This is a genomic window from Chryseobacterium sp. C2(2020) (assembly GCF_014218915.1).
Taxonomy (GTDB): domain Bacteria; phylum Bacteroidota; class Bacteroidia; order Flavobacteriales; family Weeksellaceae; genus Chryseobacterium; species Chryseobacterium mucoviscidosis.
This window is the reverse complement of sequence record NZ_JACLCT010000001.1, coordinates 223,283-238,735: the sequence shown is the minus strand read 5'-3', so window position 1 is coordinate 238,735 and position 15,453 is coordinate 223,283. Positions and strand designations below refer to the sequence as shown.

Genomic DNA, 15,453 nt, shown 5'->3' with positions numbered 1-15,453 from the left:
TGATTCTTCGAAACAAAATACTGAAGTTTAAAAAGAACTTATCTGCAAAAGATTCTTCATTTCATAATGCTTCGCAAAATTTCATTCTGAATGACAGTTCTGAAACTAAAATTATAAGTTGGTTTAAACTAATTTTAAAATCCTGCAAAGAGAAAAAATCTTTGATTTTTTTAACTTATGTGCTCTTTTTTTTCATTTAAGTAGTAAACTTAAACAACTAAAGTATTAAAATCTTTTGCATCTTTTGTGGTAAAAAAGCTTAAACAAGTTTATGATCAATATCTTCTGATCTGCACATTAGAAACATTTCTGATCTTAATTTTTCTTCCGGCTTTTTTCAGCAAACCGGTTTCAGGATTTCTTTTAAAAACCGTAACATTATTTGTTGCCGTATTGGCGGTGATTAAAAATTGTCCGCTTGGATCGAGATTAAATGTTCTCGGATGTTTCCCTTTTACAGACTGATAGCCGATTGTTTTCAGGCTTCCATCGTCCTGAATCGAAAAAATAGCAATATTATTTTCTTTTCCTCGGTTGGAAGCATACAAGAACTTTCCGTCCGACGAAATATGAACATCAGAACTTTCAAAATCTTCTTTATACATTTTAGGATGGGTAAAAATCCTCTGAAACGGTTTCAGGTTTCCGTTTTCGTAAGCATAAACACTGACTGCACCGCCCATTTCTTCAATACAGTACGCGAATTTTCCATTCGGATGAAAGGTAAAATGTCTCGGTCCCGCTCCTAAAGTTGTTTTTACAAAAGGAATTTCAGCTTCCTGCAAAGGTGTATTTTTTTCATTGTTAAAACGATAAGCGCGAATTTTATCCGCTCCGAGATCAGGCAGAAATAGATAATCAGAATCCGGAGAAAAAACGGTGGAGTGGATGTGCGCACGATCCTGTCTGTCGGGATTTACACTTCCTTCTGAAAATGGGATATTCTGCACAAAAGATTTAAGAGTTCCGTTTTCTGAGATCGGGTAAACAGAAACACTTCCTTCCGTATAATTTCCGTTAACGAGCCATTTTCCGCTTGGATGAACCGTCAGGTAAACCGGATTTTCACTACCGCTGATTTGTTTACTGATGAACTGTAAAGTCTTTTTATCGGGATTAAATTCAAAACTGCTTACACTTCCGCCGTTCTTTGTTTTGCTTTCCGTACACGCAAAAAGATATTTTCCGTCTGGTGACAAAGCTAGAAAAGACGGATTTGAAATCCCCGAAACAGAAGCAATTTTTGATAATTTTCCGTTTTGCGTGTTCAATTCGTACACATAAATTCCCTCCGTTTCTTTTTCCCAGTTAAAAGAACCGAAAAAAACATACGTATGTTGAGCATACAACTGAAGACAGCTAACAATTGTGATGAATAAGATGAAAAGCTTTTTCAAATGATGATGGTTTTTAAAGAAATTCTGTTTAAACTTTTTTACCGCAAAAGATGCAAAAGATTGTAACACTTTAGTTGTTTAAGTTTACTACTTAAATGGGAAAAAGATAACATAAGTTTAAAAAAATCAAAGATTTTTTCTCTTTGCAGACTTTTGAAATACCTTGAATAAATCCAATAAGTACCTTTTGCGGTTAAATTTAAAATTAGTTTACAACAAACATATAAACGTTTTTCGGATGAAACAAATTTCTGTTTAAAGTTTCTTATCCTACTAAACAAAAAAATCTGCTTCCAAAGAAACAGATTCTGATATTTATACCGTAAAACGCTGAATTAGTTGTTTGTAACTGAAAGTTTTACTTCGATATTATTTCTTGTCGCATTAGAGTACGGACAGATTTGGTGCGCTTTTTCTGTTAAAGCCTGTGCTTCCTCAATAGAAACTTCAGGAATATTCACATCAAGCTGAACCGCCAATCCGAAACCGCCGTTTTCCAATTGTCCGATGCTTACTTCCGCCGTTACTGTAGTTTCTCCGGTTTTTGCTTTAGACAAAGAAATTACTCGGTTCAGTGCGCTGTCGAAGCATGCAGAATATCCTGCTGCGAAAAGCATTTCCGGGTTGGTAAAATCGTCATTGGCTCCGCCTAAAGCTTTAGGCATTTTCACGTCCAGATCAAGAACTCCGTTTTCACTTTTTACGTGTCCGTTTCTTCCTCCTGTTGCAGTTACTTTTGTTGTATACAAAGTTTTCATTTATTTTTCTATTTTAGTTAATATTTTTTGAACATTTTCTTTCAGAGCTTTCCAGTCTTCTGGCGATGCTCCGATTTTCTGAAATAATTTTTCCGGAATTCCGCAGGCTTTTTCCTGTAAATTTCTGCCGGATTCTGTGATGAAAACTTCCACCACACGTTCATCTTCTTTTTTTCTTTTTCTTTCGATAAATCCTTTATTTTCAAGTCTTTTAAGAAGCGGAGTAAGCGTTCCGCTGTCCAGATACAGCTTTTCTCCGATGCTGTTCACCGGAAGTCCGTCATGTTCCCAAAGCACCATCATCACAAGATACTGCGGATAGGTAATATCCAGCTCATCGAGAAAAGGACGGTAAAGCCCCGTAATTTCTTTCGCAATAACATATAAAGGAAAGCAGAGCTGGTTTTCTAATTTTAAAAATTCGGGATTTTCCATGATTTCTGAAAAATGAAGAGGTTTTATTTTTTGATGATGAATTCTTCCATCGGAATTCTTACTTTTTTCATGTGCGACAGCCAGTCGTTTTTCTCGTCTCTGTATCCTAAATACAGTAAGCTCACACTTTTTAAGCCTAAATCTCTCAAGCCCAGAATTTCATCCACCACTTCATTGCTGAAACCTTCTGCAGGAGTGCTGTCTACTTTAAGTTCCGCAGCCTGAGCCATAGCAAGTCCTAAAGCAATATACGTTTGTCTTGCGGTATGCGCGAAGTGTTCTTCTGGAGTCTGCGCACCGTAGATTTCTTTAATTTTATCGGTGTAGCTTGAAAATCTTCCTCTCGGCAAATCTCTTACATCGGTGTGATGATCGTACACTTTATCGATTTTCTCATCGGAATAGCTGTCCCATGCCGCGAAAACCAAAACATGAGAAGAATCTCTCATCACTTCAGGATTCAATGCTCCCTGAACCATTTTTTCTTTTAATTCCTGATTTTCCACTACGATCACACGGAAAGGCTGTAATCCTGAAGAAGTAGGAGCGAGTCTTGCGGCTTCTAAAATTTTATTTAAATCTTCTTCTGATACTTTTTTTGTTGGATCGTATGCTTTTACAGCGTGTCTCCAGTTTAAATCTTCTATTAATGACATTTTGTTAATTTTTTAATTTGAATACTATGATGCAAAAATATTGCCAAATTAAATTGCGTGCAATTTAATTTTGTTAAATTTAATTTAAAAATTTTTAAAACCTTCTTAAAACATCGCAGGAATCGGATTTTTTCTGAAGACTGAACTTTCCATTTTTGCTGAAGAATTTTAAACCAAAAACAATGCAGAGATTTAAAAACAAAACCACTCTGATTACAGGCGGAACCAACGGAATGGGATTCGCAACAGCACAACAGTTTATAGAAGAAGGCGGAAAGGCAATCATCACCGGAAGAAGTGAAGAAAATGTAAAAAATGCCGTAAATAAACTAGGCGAAAATGCTTTCGGAATTGTTTCGGATGCCGGAAAAATAAGCGATCTGATGAATCTTAGAAATGAAGCTGAAAAATTAACGGAACATATTGATCTGGTGTTTGTAAATGCAGGATACGGAAGATTTTCTTCGATTGAAAATGTGGATGAACATCATTTTGATGAGCTTTTCAATATGCTGGTAAAAGGCAGCTTTTTTACTGTTCAGCAGATGCTTCCTTTAATGAAAGAGGGGAGTTCGGTTGTGTTTAATACTTCTTTTGTCACAGAATTCGGAATGTCCAATTTTTCGGTGTATTCTGCGGCAAAAGCGGCTGTGCAGTCTTTTATTAAAACTTTCGCAACTGAATTGACGACTAAAGGGATCCGCGTAAACGGAATCAGTCCGGGACATATTAAAACCAATATTTTTAATAATACGGGTTTAAATTCAAAACAGATTGATGAAGCCGTACAAAATATTATTCCTGCCATTCCTTTTAAAAGACAGGGAGAACCTTCGGAAATTGCAAAAGCGGTACTTTTTCTTGCTTCTGATGAAGCATCTTATATTCACGGAGCGGAACTGAGGATTGATGCCGGAATATCTGTAATCAAATGATAATGAGATGAAAAGATTATTTTGCGTCTTTGATCTGTCTGATAATATTGGTTTTATTTTCAATGCCAATATCATATTTTTTACTTTTCTTAAGACTTAAAGTTGCCTTTTCGATAAGATGGATATAATCCTGAGATTTTTTTGAAAGATAGAAAACCTGCGCGCTGATTCCTATGGAAACACGGGCAAATTCCTGTGGTCGATCCGGATCATCCGTAATATCACTAATCACCGAATTGTTGTACCATGTAAGATTCTGTGAACTTTGATTGCCGGAGCAGGAAATGATCATCATTATTATGAAGAGGATATAGGTTAAGATTTTCATGAAAATATAATTTAAAAAAGCTCCTGCAAAGTAACAAATAATTGCAGGAGCTATATAAAGATTTGTTAGAATCCGCAGCTTGCTACACTTGGAGCCGGAACAGGAGAGCATCCGGACAATGTTGAAAATGTTGTCAGTACACAATTTGTATTTATATAATTGTTGTCATAAAGCAGCGAACCGGACGGGCTTCTGTAATATACATTTCCTGCCGTATTGGCATAAGACGAAACAGAGGCTGAACCACAGCTTGTATTTACGCAGGCATTTCTCCATGTAATATCGGTTACCGGACCGGATGTGAAAAGGGAAGGATCTATAATTCTTTTCTCCACCACACCGGAAGCATTTTTAAAGCTTACCAAGATGGCTACGTGATATCCCCACGAAACACAGCATGTTCCAGTAGAAGCTTTCAGGTTTCCGTAGACGAATTGTTTTTCGCAGTCATAACCTGCATTCAGAAGGATCTGTCTCATTTTATGAGCTCTTGCATAACATCCGTCCACCGCATATCTGAACGTGATGCATGGTGAAGAAGCTGTAGAAGTTCCGCAGGACTGATTTTTGATCTGTGTGAAAAGATTGTTCAGAGTCGCCAGATTCGGAATTACACTTACTGCTTTGCTCGTTTCGCTTTGAGTTTCTTTGGTGAAGATGGATTTGAAGTAAGTAACATCTTCATCGGTTGCTTTTTCAACTTTGGCAATTTCGTTGGAATTTTTTTTCAGAAAAACATGAACCGGAGTTTCATTTTCGACCGCTGATTGAATCATTGAGATGAAGGCTTCATTTTCTTTGCTGTCTTTAATTTCATAGAACTGCGCAGAAATGATGAAAGAAACTTTCAGGACATTGCCTTCTTTTTGAATCCCTACCGGAATAGTGCTGCCAAAGTCTCTCATGGCATTTTCATTGGTTTCTTTTACAACAAGATTCGGATCCTGATTGGCACTGGAATCTGAACAGGCATTAGAGGAAAGTACCATCACAAATGCCATTGCGGATAGCAGAAATTTTTTCATAGTTTTAATTTTTGTGGTTAATGATGTGCAGTTTTGTTGTTAATAGTTCACTGCGTTGTGATTTTAAAAGTAATAAAAAATTGAATATAAAATTCAAAATTTTTAAGAAATTTTATTAGGCATTCAGATTACCGATGAATACTGGAAAAATTAAATTGGGCGAAAGTATTTAACGTGAGTTCGATGAAATTAATGGGTCATAAATTGATCATGTTTTATCAATCTCATGGAACTTTAGTCTGATGTGAAGATTACAGTCAAGGTTAGGTTGGGCAAAATTGATGATAAGCTTTGTCTGAAGCCTGTTTGTTTTTCTATTTAAGGTGAGTTCGGGATAAGTCTTCTTAACCGCAATAAACAAAGAGATTCAATTATCAGGAATTCAGCTTTTAAGATATACAAAGGCGTAAAACTTATCAAAGTAATACCATTTTTGTCTTTTTTACATAAACGAAGTGCCTTTGTTTAGATTGCAAACTTTCAATAAGTAGAAAAATCTTTTGTTTTTCTTTGCGATAAATCAATACAATACTAAATCTATTATCTAAATTTATTTCTTATTCCGAACTCAGGTTATTTAAGTTCTTTATAGTAAAGTCTTTGCTCCTTTAGGAGCAGAATCTGTGTAGAAATAAGAATCAGTTCATCAATCAATCCGTAGGATTGATATCTGTAATTCTCAATAAATTTTCTAAAGATAGCGTTCCTACGGAACGCCGAACGTACGTCTAATATTGATTTTTTAATTAAAAATCCCTGCACATCGCAATATGCAGGGAAATGTTATTTAGTAAAAATTACTTAGCAATAAGTTCCGCTTCGAAAACCTCCGTAAAATGCTTTCTTATTTTAGCCTTAATATCTTCCATTTCTTCAGGAGTGAGTTCTCTTTCCAGTTCTCTTTTTAAGGAAGTTACCTGTTTGTCTTTAATTCCGCACGGAATGATGTATTCAAAATAACGCATATCCGTATTAACATTTAAGGCAAATCCGTGTAAAGTTACCCAGCGGGAAGCTTTTACCCCCATAGCGCAGATCTTTCTTGCATAAGGTTTTCCCACATCCAGCCAGACTCCGGTTTCTCCTGGAGAACGTTCGCCTTTCAATCCGTATTCGGCAATGGTTCTGATGATGACTTCTTCCAGATTTCTCATGTATTTATGAATATCCGTGAAGAAATTTTCAAGGTCTAAAATAGGATAGCCTACAATCTGTCCGTAACCGTGATACGTAATATCTCCACCGCGGTTTACCTTTACGAAAATGGCATCGATTTCTTTCAGTTTATCAATTCCGGCAAGCATATTTTCTTCATGTCCGCTTTTTCCCAGCGTATACACATGAGGATGTTCCACGAGAAGAAAATGATTTGGCGTTTCGCTGTGCTGTTCCGCAGGAAGATCGCGGTTTTTAATTTTCAGATCTATGATGTTTTTCATCAGAGATTCCTGATAATCCCACGCCGACTGATATTCCCGCGTTCCTAAGTCTTCAAATTCTACTACTTTATTCTGAATTGTATTCATATCATTTTTTGAATACACAAATTTAGTGATTTTTAGGCTTTAATGGAATGGATGAAATCTATAGCTTTGGTCTTCCAGTCTCTATTTTGAAGTAAAATGTTGACGAAAGCAGTTCCGATGATTCCGCCATCCGCTTTTTCGGTTACATTTTCGAAGTCTTCTTTTGATTTGATTCCAAAACCGATCATCACCGGATTTTGTAAAGGAAGTGAAGCTAATCTTGAAAGATATTCCTCGTTTTTGAGAACAGCCTGATCGTTTCCGGTGGTTGAAGACGAACTTACCGCATACAAAAATCCGGAACTTAAGGAATCGAGGTATAAAATTCTTTCGTCCGAAGTTTCGGGAGTCACCAGAAAGGTGAAATTCAGATGGTATTTTGCTAAAACTTTCTGATAGTTTTTCTCGAATTCAATGGGAGGGAGATCGGGAATAATTAATCCTGAAACTCCGCTTTCCGAACATGCTGCACAGAATTCTTCAAATCCGAAACGCAGCACCGGATTGATGTAGCCCATCAAAATTAAAGGAACTTTTATTTCGTTTTTAATGGATTTCAATTGTGAGAACAGTTTTTCGATGGTCATTCCGTTTTTCAGGGCTAATTCATGAGCCTGCTGAATAACGGGGCCGTCTGCAACTGGATCTGAATACGGCATCCCGATTTCGATCATCTCTGCGCCGGAATCCTGAATTACCTGTATGATTTCAGCAGTATTTTCCAGTTCGGGAATTCCTGCGGTGAAGTATATATTTAGTTTTTTCATTTAAAAATGCTTTTTAATGATGTCATTTCGTAAAATCTGCTTAAAATGTTTTTTATTTTAACCGCAAAAGGTGCAAAAGATATTTATGATGTATGATTATAATATATTTTAAGCTTTCAAAAGTGTAAAAAATCAAAGATTTTTTGAAAGCTGTTGTGATCTTTTTATTGATAAACACTAATCATTTAGTTTATCTTTTATGACTTTTATGGTTAAATAAAGTGTAAGTTCATCAGTTCTTTTTAATGACAAAAATTATTTTTGATGTTGACGATGCGATCCGGCTTGAACGGAGCTCTTTTTGTGCAGCAAAGCGGAACAAAAAAGCGGGAGTGGAAGACGGAAATTATCGCCCGAATTATTTTACAAATGTTTCAAATATGTTTCCATATCTTTATCTCCGCGACCGCTGAGACAAATGACTACAATATCGTCTTCGTTGAATTTCTTTTTGTCGAAAACTGCGAGCGCGTGAGAACTTTCCAGAGCGGGAATGATGCCTTCGAGTTTGGTGAGCTCAAATGCTGATTTCAGGGCTTCATCGTCGTTGATGCTGAAAAATTCTGCTCTTTGTTCCCTGAACAAATTGGCGTGAAAAGGTCCGATTCCGGGGTAATCCAGTCCTGCGGAAATGGAGTGGGGCTCGATAACCTGTCCGTCATTGGTCTGCATCACAAGGCTTTTGCTTCCGTGAAGAATGCCTAAAGTTCCCAGAAAAGTCGTTGCGGCAGATTTTCCGGATTCTACACCGAAACCTCCTGCTTCAGCAGCAATAATTTTCACGTCTTTTTCGTTTACAAAATGGTAAAAAGCGCCTGCTGCATTGCTTCCGCCGCCAACACAGGCAATGATGTAATCCGGATTTTCTCTTCCGGTCTGTTCCAGAAGCTGTTCTTTTATCTCTTTTGAAATCACACTCTGAAATCTCGCCACAAGATCCGGAAAAGGATGCGGACCGACCACACTTCCGATCACGTAATGAGTGGTCACGGGATTGTTGATCCAGTCTCTTAAGGCTTCATTTACAGCGTCTTTCAGGGTTTTGGAACCTGAAGTTGCGGGAACGACTTTTGCGCCGAGCATTTTCATTCTTGCGACATTGGGAGCCTGTCTTTGGATATCGACTTCACCCATGTAAACAATGCATTCCAGTCCTAAAAGCGCGCAGGCTGTAGCGGTGGCAACGCCGTGCTGTCCGGCTCCGGTTTCGGCAATAATTCTGTTTTTACCAAGACGTTTTGCCAACAAAACCTGTCCTAAAGCGTTATTGATTTTGTGCGCTCCGGTGTGGTTGAGATCTTCTCTTTTTAAATAAATTTTGGTGTTGTATTTCCGGCTTAAATTTTTCGCAAAATACAATGGCGTTGCACGACCAACGTAATTTTTTAACAAATCCTGATATTCCTGTTGAAAATCTTCAGATTCAATGATGTCAAGATAGTTTTTTTGAAGTTCCTCTACATTCGGGTAGAGCATTTCCGGGATGAAAGCGCCTCCGAATTCTCCATAATATCCGTGTTCGTCGGGGTTTCTATAATTCATTTTGTAATGTATTTATTAATGAAAGGTTATAATCAAACTGCTGTTTGCTGATCTGTTTGTTTTGGTGCAGCAAATGCAGTTTTGCGGTTAAATCTATTAAAATATTTAAATTCAGTTTCGAGTTGTACATGGTAATCGCAATTTCAAGATTATCAATGAGATAATAAGAATCGAATTTCTCATACAGGCAGAAAATTTTACAGTAAACGATTCCGAAATCATATTTTACACTGGCTTTTACGTTGCTGTCGAGCAATTTATCGGCAATCACGACCAAATGATAGCTGTCCCAGAAATGAATGGTTTTAAAGAAATATTCAACATCTTCTTTGTGAAAATTTTTAATGATTTCGATGAAATCACTTAATAATCCTCCGATGTACCAATATTCTGTATTACTGTCATTTTCAGAGACAAAATTATGCAGTCTTTCTACTTTTTCATTTTCAAATTTTTGAGAAAACAGGACTCTGTGAACGGATTTTCCGATCTCTTCAAGATTTAATTTCTTAAATTTCAAAAGCTTCAGTTTTCTCGAATAATATTTTTTCAATGTTTTTTGTTTTTTTATTATTGATTATCCGTTATTGATCATAATGCTTAATTTTAACGCAAAGAATCGCTAAGATTCTTTTATATACCAACTGTTTTTAAGTTCGCAAAGGCGTTTCACTCAGCAAAGAACTCAAAGGTTTTCTAATTATGACAAATTACGGACAATCATTTTTATTGTGTTTTAATTGATGATCAGATCAGTTTTTCTTTAAATATTTTTATCTGATTGATGTTTTTAACTCCGGGTTCTGTTTCAAACCTCGAATTGATGTCCAGAGCAAAAGGCTTTTGTTTTAAAATGCTTATGTTTTCTGTATTTTCTTCTGAAATTCCGCCACTTAAAAAATAGGGAAGGGGAATTTCAATGTCGTTTAACAGATTCCAGTCGAAGGTTTTTCCTGTTCCTCCAAATGATTTTGAATCGGTGTCGAAAAGAATATAATCGTTTGTTTGCGCATATTGATTGATTGTTTTCTGAAGCTCATCAGAGTTTTGGTTTCCGATTCGGATTACTTTGATGATTTTGATTTCAGAATTTAATTTTTTTCTTAATTCTGTAATAAAATATTCATCTTCATCGCCGTGAAGCTGTATGAAATTCAGTTTTGCTTTTTCTGCTGTTTCAACTATTTTTTCTAAGTTTTCATTTACGAAAACGCCGACTTTCCCTGAATGTTTAATTTCTGAAATCTGTTCTGGATTCAAATGTTTCAAAACATACCTGAGCGATTTTTCATAAAAGATAAAACCAAGAAAGTCTGTCTGTAAAGATATTAACTTCTGAATCTGATCAGATTGCGTTAATCCGCAGACTTTTAGCTTCGGAGCAGTTTTATTCGTCAATAGATTGTTGTCTGTTGATTTCATACCAGATTTTTAAATTCCTGTATTCGTAATAAATTCAGCCAGCTTTTTTCCGGGATTTTCATGTTTCATAAAATATTCGCCCATCAGAAATCCGTCGAAACCTTCATTTTTTAAGTATCTGAAATCTTCTTCGTTGTAGATTCCGCTTTCGGCAACAGACAGAATGTCTTTCGGAAGCTGATTTTTCAAATTAACCGAATGTTGAAGATCTACTTTAAAATCTTTTAAATTTCTGTTGTTAATTCCCACAAGATCAATGTTTTTGTGGATGTGTTTCAGCTCTTCTTCGGTATGAATTTCCAGTAAAACTTCCAATCCCAACTCGTGAGAAAGTTCTGTAAATTCTGAAACCTGCTGCGGTGAAAGACAGGCTGCAATCAATAAAATAACATCTGCACCGATGCTTTTGGCTTCATAAAACTGATATTCATCGATCATGAAATCTTTTCGCAGAATAGGAATATTTACAGAATTTCTTACATTCAGAATATCCTCAGAACTTCCTCCGAAAAAATCACGATCCGTTAAAACAGAAATTCCGCTCGCCCCGAACTTTTCATATGCGGAAACCACTTCTAAAGGTGAAACTGTATCATTAATAATTCCTTTTGAGGGTGACTGTCTTTTGTATTCAGCAATGATTCCGCTTCTCTTTTTTAAGCTTTCTTTCAGTGAAAAATTTTCTCTTCCGAAAAATTCAGATTCCTTCAATGCTGAGACTGAAGTATTTGATTTCGAGAAGGAAACCTCTTCTTTTTTTCTTTGTATGATTTTATCTAAAATATTCATCTTTCTTTTTAATTTACTATTCATTGTCATTTCGAACGTAATGAAATGAAGTGAGAAATCTGTTTTTAAATGTAGTTATGTGTACCTAAAGTTTTCAGCATATTCTGTGTTTTTATAGATTCTTCACTTCACTGCGTTTCGCTCTGAATGACAAAAGACCGATAATGAAATGAAAAAGTATTATTCCAAAAGAAGTTGTAGACTTCTTAATGCTTTTCCTCCATGTAAACTTTCTTTCGCCATCAAAAGACAATCTTCATAGCTTCCGAATTTATCGGTATGATAAAGGGCGACGGCTGCATTTGCCAATACAACGGCATTCTGTTGTTCCGTTCCTTTTCCCTGAAGAATATTTCTGAAAATTTTTGCCGTTTCCTGAGGCGTTTCTCCTGCTTTTATGCTTTCATGCGTAATAGAATCAAAACCAAGATCTTCCGTGGAATAGACTTCTTCTCCTTTTTTGGTAATAATTTTACTGTCGTGGGTAAGGCTGATCTCGTCGTAGCCGTCCATCCCGTGAACCAGAGTAAAGTGACGGTTATCTTTTTGCAATAAATACTGGTAAATTCTGGCAATTTCCAGATTGTAAACGCCAATCATGGAAAACTGAGGTTTTGCCGGATTTACAAGAGGGCCGAGGAGGTTGAAAAAAGTTCTTAGACCTAAAGCTCTTCGCAGCGCACCAACCGATTGCAGTGCCGGATGAAAATAGGGGGCATGTAAAAAACAGATGTTGGCTTTTTCAAGATCTTCCTGAAGTTTTTCCGAACTGTTTTTGAATTCGTAGCCTAGCTCTTCCAGTACATTGGAAGATCCGGTGATGGTAGAAGCTCCGTAATTTCCGTGTTTCGTTACTTTCTGTCCCGCTCCTGCAACTACAAAACTTGCTAAAGTTGAGATATTGATGGTGTTTTTTCCGTCACCGCCCGTTCCAACAATATCGATGGCGTCTCCGGAATCTATGTTTACGGGAACTGCCATTTGCAGAAGGGCTTCACGAAAGCCTTCGAGCTCTTTAAGCGTGATATTTCGCATGAGGAAAACACTTATAAAAGCCGTAACTTCGGTTGCATTGAATTTATTCTGGGCAATCTCAATCATAATCGCCTTTGCCTCAGATTTGGACAAGGTATGATGATTAAAAAGGTATTGCAGGATCTCTTTCATTTGTGGAGGTTTTATGGTTGAGGGAATTTGTGCTGTTTTCAATTGAGTAGAAAGTTTTTGATGATAATTTCTCCCTGCGGAGTAAGAATGCTTTCCGGATGAAACTGTACGCCGTGAACATCATATTTTTTGTGCTGTAACGCCATAATCATTCCATCTTTGTCTACTGCGGTAATTTCCAGTTCTTCCGGCAGATCTTCGCGGTTAACAACCCAACTATGATATCTTCCGACTTCAATTCCGCTGGATAGATTTTTAAAAATTTTGGTGTCTTCTTTTACAAAATCTGCGGAAGTTGCCACTCCATGAAAAATTTCGGAAAGATTGGTTAAACTTCCTCCAAAAGCTTCTGCAATCGCCTGCTGACCGAGGCAAACGCCTAAAATGCTTTTTTTAGGAGCGTATTCTTTGATCAGATCCAGTAAAATTCCGGCTTCTTCTGGAATTCCGGGACCGGGTGAAAGCACGATTTTATCGTACTGATCGATTTCTTCCAGACTGATCTGGTCATTCTTTACCACATCTACTTTGGTATCCAAAACTCTCTCGATAATCTGAACCAGATTGTAGGTAAAGCTGTCGTAGTTATCGAATACAAGAACTTTAGCTGATGGCTTTTGGTTGTTTGTTGATGGTTCTGTATTATTCATTTTTATTTTTTTCTGTAATAATTAATAAATCCGTTTAGCAATTTTTTGCAAAGAATTAAAACTTCTTCTTTTAGACAATTTTTAATTGCATCATAAATTAAATTTGATAGTTTTCTGGATTCAGTCCAGACATCTAAATTCTGTCAACTAGACTCAATCAACTATTCACTAATTTCTCCGCTTTTTCCACTGCTTTTTTTAGGGCATTCAGTTTATTGTTTACTTCCTGAAGCTCACTTTCGGGGTTGGATTTTGCCACAAGTCCGGCTCCTGCCTGATAATACAGCGTATTGTTTTTACTTAAAAAAGTACGGATCATAATTGCCTGATTGCAGTCTCCGTTCAGTCCAATCATTCCGATGCATCCGCCATAATATCCTCTGGAATCTTTTTCATATTGGTTAATTAACTGCAACGCTCTGTGTTTCGGGGCTCCGCTTAAAGTTCCCTGCGGAAAAGTTGTTGCCACCATTTCGAAAGGATTTATATTTTCCTGCAGATCCGCGGTTACTTCGCTTACCATATGTATAACGTGAGAGAAAAGCTGTATTTCCTTTAATTTGGTTACCGTTACGTTTTTTCCGAGTTTTCCAAGATCATTTCTTGCGAGATCCACAAGCATGGTGTGTTCTGCATTTTCTTTTTCATCGTTTTTTAAATTTTCGATAGACTGGAGATCCGTTTCAAAATGTCCTGTTCGTTTGAATGTTCCGGCAATCGGATGAATAACGGCTTTGTTGTTTTTGATGATTAACTGGCTTTCAGGGCTTGAACCGAAGAGTTTGTAGTTGCCATAATCGAAGAAAAATAAATAAGGGGAAGGATTGATGTTTCTTAATGCACGGTAGACATTGAATTCATCTCCTTTAAATTTCTGCTGAAATCTTCTGCTTAAAACCAATTGAAAAACATCGCCTCTCATGCAGTGTTTCTGGGCTGTTTTTACGAGTTCAATATATTCTTCATCCGTAATATTAGAAGTTTCTGCTCCTTCTTTTTCGAAAGGATAAATCACGGAATTCAGATTCTTGATTAAGCTTTCAAGAAGGTAAAATTCAGATTTTACACCTTCCATCTGATTTTCAATAATATGCATTTCATCATTGTAATGATTGATGGCAATAACATATTGATATAATCGGTATCGAAGAATCGGGATTTCAACTTCGGGACTCTGTGCTTTGAACTGAATATTTTCAAAAAACTGAACCGCCTCGAAACTGGTATATCCGAAAAGACTTTGTGCCGTCTGTTCTATAGGATCTGCCGTTTTTTCGCATTCGAAAAGATCTGAGAAATTCTGAAAAACATCTTCAATTTTATTTTCAATGATAAATTGTTTTACAGGTTCCTGTCCCGGAAGCTTTATTTCAAAATCATTTAAATTTTTAATTTCAATTCCGGCAATCGCATTGATGGCAATGAAAGAGAAGTTATTATCGATATTTTTAGAATCTGAGCTTTCCAGAAGAATAGTATCCCTGAATTTGTCGCGAATCTGCAGATAGATATTCATCGGAGTCTGAAGATCTCCGAGTGTTTTTTTGGAAATGGTTTTTATTTTTATCTTTTTACTGAACATTGCAGTTGAATTTTAAAATGGATGAAACAAAAAAAGACTTCAACGGATTACGTCAAAGTCTTTATTATTTGTTATAAATTATTTCTGTTGGTTGTTTAGCATTAACAACATGACAATAACATCAGACCCGACGAAGAGTTTGAATGCCACCACCACATATTTTTGTTGTTAACCATAGTACAAATGTATATAATTTTTTTAATATGAAAACAAAAAAATTATGAAATTAAAAAAAACTTTTATGGTTGTCCGCAATTTGTCATCATTAAAAAACCTTTGAGTTCTTTGCTGAGTGAAACGCCTTTGCGAACCCAAAAACAGTTGGCATATAAAAGAATCTTAGCGAAATCTTTGCGTTAAAAAGGAATATGATTAATAACAGATCATCAAAAAACTTAATCTGAAAACTGATGGCTTTCACTAATCAGAAAAATCTTTTAGCAGAAAAAATTTAATGAAATATCTTTAAAAATG

The 15,453-nt window shown here is 36.3% G+C and carries 16 protein-coding genes; 1 reads left to right on the top strand and 15 read right to left on the bottom strand.

The features are described from left to right. Positions 1-275: 275 nt before the first annotated feature. The 4 genes from H6W52_RS01090 to H6W52_RS01075 form a co-directional block, all read right to left on the bottom strand. Positions 276-1,397, bottom strand: coding sequence for a lactonase family protein (locus H6W52_RS01090; RefSeq protein ID WP_116098075.1), 1,122 nt, complete (start codon positions 1,395-1,397; stop codon positions 276-278). A 335-nt stretch (positions 1,398-1,732) separates the two neighbouring features. Further along, positions 1,733-2,155 (bottom strand): organic hydroperoxide resistance protein, encoded by a 423-nt coding sequence (locus tag H6W52_RS01085; RefSeq protein ID WP_116097987.1) that lies wholly within the window; start codon positions 2,153-2,155, stop codon positions 1,733-1,735. Beyond that, positions 2,156-2,590 carry a MarR family winged helix-turn-helix transcriptional regulator gene (locus H6W52_RS01080; protein WP_076393251.1) on the bottom strand — a complete coding sequence of 145 codons (435 nt, stop codon included), beginning with the start codon at positions 2,588-2,590 and terminating at the stop codon, positions 2,156-2,158. Positions 2,591-2,613: 23 nt separating this feature from the next. Then, the gene (locus tag H6W52_RS01075; RefSeq protein ID WP_087711009.1) at positions 2,614-3,246 is read right to left on the bottom strand and encodes an NAD(P)H-dependent oxidoreductase; all 633 of its coding nucleotides are present in this window, start codon (positions 3,244-3,246) and stop codon (positions 2,614-2,616) included. Positions 3,247-3,428: 182 nt separating this feature from the next. Between H6W52_RS01075 and H6W52_RS01070 the strand changes: the two genes are divergently transcribed. Beyond that, positions 3,429-4,181: an SDR family oxidoreductase gene (locus tag H6W52_RS01070; protein ID WP_116097989.1), complete on the top strand. Its 753-nt coding sequence runs from the start codon at positions 3,429-3,431 to the stop codon at positions 4,179-4,181. 16 nt (positions 4,182-4,197) lie between these two features. Here the strand turns inward: H6W52_RS01070 and H6W52_RS01065 are convergent, their stop codons facing one another. The 11 genes from H6W52_RS01065 to H6W52_RS01015 form a co-directional block, all read right to left on the bottom strand. Beyond that, on the bottom strand, positions 4,198-4,509 hold the full coding sequence (locus H6W52_RS01065; RefSeq protein ID WP_123891957.1) for a hypothetical protein: 312 nt from the start codon (positions 4,507-4,509) through the stop codon (positions 4,198-4,200). Between the two features lie 65 nt (positions 4,510-4,574). After that, the gene (locus H6W52_RS01060; RefSeq protein WP_087711003.1) at positions 4,575-5,534 is read right to left on the bottom strand and encodes a protein-glutamine glutaminase; all 960 of its coding nucleotides are present in this window, start codon (positions 5,532-5,534) and stop codon (positions 4,575-4,577) included. A 797-nt stretch (positions 5,535-6,331) separates the two neighbouring features. Then, on the bottom strand, positions 6,332-7,060 hold the full coding sequence (lipB, locus tag H6W52_RS01055) for a lipoyl(octanoyl) transferase LipB (protein WP_116097993.1): 729 nt from the start codon (positions 7,058-7,060) through the stop codon (positions 6,332-6,334). A 32-nt stretch (positions 7,061-7,092) separates the two neighbouring features. Next, the gene (gene trpA / locus H6W52_RS01050; RefSeq protein ID WP_116097995.1) at positions 7,093-7,827 is read right to left on the bottom strand and encodes a tryptophan synthase subunit alpha; all 735 of its coding nucleotides are present in this window, start codon (positions 7,825-7,827) and stop codon (positions 7,093-7,095) included. 363 nt (positions 7,828-8,190) lie between these two features. Beyond that, complete coding sequence (gene trpB / locus H6W52_RS01045) at positions 8,191-9,369, bottom strand: tryptophan synthase subunit beta (protein ID WP_076393265.1); 1,179 nt, start codon at positions 9,367-9,369, stop codon at positions 8,191-8,193. Beyond that, positions 9,359-9,922 carry a hypothetical protein gene (locus H6W52_RS01040; protein ID WP_185216378.1) on the bottom strand — a complete coding sequence of 188 codons (564 nt, stop codon included), beginning with the start codon at positions 9,920-9,922 and terminating at the stop codon, positions 9,359-9,361. Before H6W52_RS01040 ends, trpB begins: the two co-directional genes overlap by 11 nt. Before the next feature lie 194 nt (positions 9,923-10,116). Continuing rightward, on the bottom strand, positions 10,117-10,791 hold the full coding sequence (locus H6W52_RS01035) for a phosphoribosylanthranilate isomerase (RefSeq protein WP_116097999.1): 675 nt from the start codon (positions 10,789-10,791) through the stop codon (positions 10,117-10,119). A gap of 9 nt (positions 10,792-10,800) precedes the next feature. Then, a complete protein-coding gene (gene trpC / locus H6W52_RS01030; protein ID WP_116098077.1) occupies positions 10,801-11,580 on the bottom strand; it encodes an indole-3-glycerol phosphate synthase TrpC in 780 nt (259 codons plus the stop codon). A gap of 180 nt (positions 11,581-11,760) precedes the next feature. Further along, positions 11,761-12,747, bottom strand: coding sequence for an anthranilate phosphoribosyltransferase (trpD, locus tag H6W52_RS01025; protein ID WP_116098079.1), 987 nt, complete (start codon positions 12,745-12,747; stop codon positions 11,761-11,763). Between the two features lie 38 nt (positions 12,748-12,785). Further along, positions 12,786-13,397, bottom strand: coding sequence for an anthranilate synthase component II (locus tag H6W52_RS01020; protein ID WP_116098001.1), 612 nt, complete (start codon positions 13,395-13,397; stop codon positions 12,786-12,788). Positions 13,398-13,554: 157 nt separating this feature from the next. After that, entirely contained in the window at positions 13,555-14,979 is a 1,425-nt protein-coding gene (locus tag H6W52_RS01015; RefSeq protein WP_116098003.1) for an anthranilate synthase component I family protein, read from the bottom strand. Positions 14,980-15,453: the final 474 nt, after the last annotated feature.

What these genes read in the sequence shown, in the direction of transcription:
- H6W52_RS01085 (WP_116097987.1), bottom strand. Translation starts at nt 2,155, where the DNA reads ATGAAAACTTTGTATACAACAAAAGTAACTGCAACAGGAGGAAGAAAC.
- H6W52_RS01080 (WP_076393251.1), bottom strand. Translation starts at nt 2,590, where the DNA reads ATGGAAAATCCCGAATTTTTAAAATTAGAAAACCAGCTCTGCTTTCCT.
- H6W52_RS01075 (WP_087711009.1), bottom strand. Translation starts at nt 3,246, where the DNA reads ATGTCATTAATAGAAGATTTAAACTGGAGACACGCTGTAAAAGCATAC.
- H6W52_RS01070 (WP_116097989.1), top strand. Translation starts at nt 3,429, where the DNA reads ATGCAGAGATTTAAAAACAAAACCACTCTGATTACAGGCGGAACCAAC.
- H6W52_RS01065 (WP_123891957.1), bottom strand. Translation starts at nt 4,509, where the DNA reads ATGAAAATCTTAACCTATATCCTCTTCATAATAATGATGATCATTTCC.
- H6W52_RS01060 (WP_087711003.1), bottom strand. Translation starts at nt 5,534, where the DNA reads ATGAAAAAATTTCTGCTATCCGCAATGGCATTTGTGATGGTACTTTCC.
- lipB (WP_116097993.1), bottom strand. Translation starts at nt 7,060, where the DNA reads ATGAATACAATTCAGAATAAAGTAGTAGAATTTGAAGACTTAGGAACG.
- trpA (WP_116097995.1), bottom strand. Translation starts at nt 7,827, where the DNA reads ATGAAAAAACTAAATATATACTTCACCGCAGGAATTCCCGAACTGGAA.
- trpB (WP_076393265.1), bottom strand. Translation starts at nt 9,369, where the DNA reads ATGAATTATAGAAACCCCGACGAACACGGATATTATGGAGAATTCGGA.
- H6W52_RS01035 (WP_116097999.1), bottom strand. Translation starts at nt 10,791, where the DNA reads ATGAAATCAACAGACAACAATCTATTGACGAATAAAACTGCTCCGAAG.
- trpC (WP_116098077.1), bottom strand. Translation starts at nt 11,580, where the DNA reads ATGAATATTTTAGATAAAATCATACAAAGAAAAAAAGAAGAGGTTTCC.
- trpD (WP_116098079.1), bottom strand. Translation starts at nt 12,747, where the DNA reads ATGAAAGAGATCCTGCAATACCTTTTTAATCATCATACCTTGTCCAAA.
- H6W52_RS01020 (WP_116098001.1), bottom strand. Translation starts at nt 13,397, where the DNA reads ATGAATAATACAGAACCATCAACAAACAACCAAAAGCCATCAGCTAAA.
- H6W52_RS01015 (WP_116098003.1), bottom strand. Translation starts at nt 14,979, where the DNA reads ATGTTCAGTAAAAAGATAAAAATAAAAACCATTTCCAAAAAAACACTC.